At 64.1% G+C, this 2182-nt stretch carries 3 protein-coding genes; all 3 read left to right on the top strand.

What is annotated here, in order from left to right:
* Nucleotides 1–38: 38 nt before the first annotated feature.
* The 3 genes from E3T28_RS11905 to E3T28_RS11895 are packed head-to-tail and all read left to right on the top strand — an operon-like array spanning nucleotide 39 to nucleotide 2101.
* Entirely contained in the window at nucleotides 39–365 is a 327-nt protein-coding gene (locus E3T28_RS11905) for a helix-turn-helix domain-containing protein (protein WP_134431411.1), read from the top strand.
* Nucleotides 362–1810 carry a recombinase XerD gene (locus E3T28_RS11900; protein ID WP_134431408.1) on the top strand — a complete coding sequence of 483 codons (1449 nt, stop codon included), beginning with the start codon at nucleotides 362–364 and terminating at the stop codon, nucleotides 1808–1810. Before E3T28_RS11905 ends, E3T28_RS11900 begins: the two co-directional genes overlap by 4 nt.
* 39 nt (nucleotides 1811–1849) lie before the next feature.
* Complete coding sequence (locus E3T28_RS11895; RefSeq protein WP_134431406.1) at nucleotides 1850–2101, top strand: hypothetical protein; 252 nt, start codon at nucleotides 1850–1852, stop codon at nucleotides 2099–2101.
* Nucleotides 2102–2182: the final 81 nt, after the last annotated feature.

Raw genomic sequence — 2182 nt, 5'->3', positions numbered from 1 at the left:
GGATGGCCGCCCAACTCACCACGAAGGAGACCTGACCCATGCAACGTCGAATCGACCACGGCTGGCGGCTGAGAGAACTCATGGCCGCCCGCGGCATGAACACCATCTCCGACCTCATCCCGCACCTCAGCGACCGCGGCATCCACCTCTCCGACTCGCAGATCTATCGCCTCGTCGGCGGCACACCGGAACGAATGAACCTGAACCTCCTCGGCGCGATTCTCGACACCCTCGACTGCAGCTTCGAGGACCTCTGCCCGGTCACCGTCAGCGCCGTCCCCGACCGGGCGACCGGCACCTTCGACGCTTCCGCGAAGACCGATGCTTTCCGCCCGGCGCGAGCCAGGATCCGCCGACCGGAATGACCGGGCCGCGGTCCTCGCAGGAATGCGCCCGCTGCAGTCGCACCGGCAGTCGGTTCGCGACAACGTGGCCGGAGGGGCGCATTTGTCGAAGGTGCTACCAACAAGCCACCCGCATCCACGGCCTCTGCCCCGGCTGCAACGCCGATCGGCTTCTCCCGGGCCTCATCGACGGGACCCCCGCCTGCGTCGATTGCGCCGGCATACCGAAGGATTTCCACTGCGCCCGGTGCGGCCGCGAGGACGAACCCGTCCGAGTCGGGCTCTGCGCCCACTGCTGCCTCACGGACGACCTCACGAACCTTTTCGACGACACCACCGGCCGCATCAACCCAGCCCTGCTGCCGCTCTTTACCGCGCTCACACAGCAGGCACACGCCCGAAGCGCCCGGGTCTGGCTGATCGTCAACCCACACACCACGGCCCTCATCCGGGAGCTCGCCCAAGGAATCGTCCCGCTCGAGCACGCCACGTTCACCGGGCACAGCCACCCCCGCAAGGTCGCATTCCTCCGAGAGCTCTGCATCGAGCACCAGCTCCTCGAGCCCGTCCACCTCGATATCGAACGATTCGAGAACTGGCTGGCCAGCAAACTCCGAGATGTTCACCCTGACGACGGGCGGCTGATTAAACAGTTCGCACGCTGGGTCCACCTCAACCGCATGCACCATCTCGCCGCCAGCGGCCAGTTGAAGAAGGGCACCTTCCTCTCCGCGAAACAGTCGACAACGGTCGCCCTCGCATTCCTCCACCACCTCCGGGAACGAGGCCGCTCCCCGGCGACCTGCATGCAAGACGACATCGACGACTGGCTCGCCAGCGGGCCCACAACACGAAGCCTTGCCCGCACCTTCGTCCGCTGGGCCAGCGACCACCGCCACCTCCCGCCCCTCAAATTCCCCTACCGCGTCCCACAAACCGAGCCCATCATCACCCAGCAGCAACGACTCGAGCACATAACCCGGCTACTCGACCCCGCGGCAGATCTCGCCCCAGGCGAGCGCGCTGCGGCATTACTCCTCCTGCTCTACGGGCAACCCATCGTCCGCATCGCCAGCATGCGACTGCAGCAGCTGCGGATCACCGGCACGGCCGTCACAATCTCGTTTACCAACGACACCCTCACGATCCCCGCCCCGTTCGACCAAGTCATCCGCAATCACCTCGCCGCGCTACCGCACCAGACAACAGCCCTCCACCGCGAGAACCAATGGCTGTTTCCCGGCGGACGGCCCGGACAACACCTCAACCAGACCACACTCATGAATAAGCTCCGCGACTCCGGCATCGACCTCCGGGGCGCCCGGAACGCGTCTCTTCGAGCGCTGGTGTTCGAGCTGCCAGCCCCTGTCATCGCGGACTCGATGAACTACAGCTACAAAGTCACAGACAAACACCGTCAGAACGCCGGCGCCGTGTTCATCGACTACGTCACGAAACGCAAATGAACAGCACTGGTGCCATGATCGAGTCGATAGTCTCTAGCGATGAGCACCAACATCGCGATGCTGGCCTTTGGACTCATCGGAACCATCGGCGGAAGCTGCATACTCGTTTGGAATGCGCCCCTTTTCAGGTTTTTCAAGATGCTCTCGGACACGATGACGATGTATCCAGAAAAGCTCAGAAGCGCAACAATGCAGCCCGCCAACCTCCGGCTCACCGGCGTCTTAACGATCATGTTCGGCATCCTGAGCTGCTCGATCCTGGCCTGGCGGCTCCTTAACGGCTACGTCTGAGTGCCGCCACACTGGGCCGTCTGGGCCAACGATCGCTGACCATTAGCCGGTCACGAATCCGCAGGGGCACCAGTAGTACTG

Source organism: Cryobacterium sinapicolor (assembly GCF_004403465.1).
In the GTDB taxonomy this organism is placed as follows: domain Bacteria; phylum Actinomycetota; class Actinomycetes; order Actinomycetales; family Microbacteriaceae; genus Cryobacterium; species Cryobacterium sinapicolor.
Note: the sequence above shows the minus strand (reverse complement) of the source record. Positions and strands in the feature narration are given on the sequence as shown.

Excerpts from the sequence above, each read along its gene's own strand:
- E3T28_RS11895 (WP_134431406.1), top strand. The coding sequence starts at position 1,850 with ATGAGCACCAACATCGCGATGCTGGCCTTTGGACTCATCGGAACCATC.
- E3T28_RS11900 (WP_134431408.1), top strand. The coding sequence starts at position 362 with ATGACCGGGCCGCGGTCCTCGCAGGAATGCGCCCGCTGCAGTCGCACC.
- E3T28_RS11905 (WP_134431411.1), top strand. The coding sequence starts at position 39 with ATGCAACGTCGAATCGACCACGGCTGGCGGCTGAGAGAACTCATGGCC.